1 pseudogene is annotated in these 481 nt (G+C 43.2%); it reads left to right on the plus strand.

Annotation, left to right across the window (positions count from 1 at the left end):
* Positions 1-147: 147 nt before the first annotated feature.
* Positions 148-481: pseudogene (locus J7R13_RS08835) on the plus strand (tail fiber domain-containing protein); the annotation flags it as partial.

Below are 481 nucleotides of genomic sequence, written 5' to 3' on the forward strand. Positions count from 1 at the left end.
TAAGCCAGGTTATCTCTTACATTGAGGACTATTACAAAGAACAAGGGGCAGACGAGCTTATCATCATAGGCCGGCGTGGATGGGAGAGATCTCTCAAAGAGCATGGCTACAGCGTTAATCTTTTAGAATATAGAAAGCAGCTTTAACATGGGAAAAAGTAGAAAACCAAAGATGACACAAAACACAACACAAACAAACGCCCCTCCTGCATGGGCACAAGGTATTTTTAAGCTTGGTGCCCATGATGCGATGAATCTCTACAACAATGGCAGTGGGAAGGAGGTTTATCAGGGGGATCGTGTTGCCAATTTGAGTGATCAGACATTGGGTGCGATTACAGGACTTAACAATACGGCTCAAAACTATAATAACAGCTATTTAAATGGGCTTGCCACAGGACCCAATGCAGCAAGTCAAAATTTAAGTAACATGGCTTCTGGAGCGCAAATAGGCGCTAACCCTTACTTTAATGAAGCCCTTC

The organism is Bartonella taylorii 8TBB (assembly GCF_902825155.1).
Taxonomy (GTDB): Bacteria; Pseudomonadota; Alphaproteobacteria; order Rhizobiales; family Rhizobiaceae; genus Bartonella; species Bartonella taylorii_A.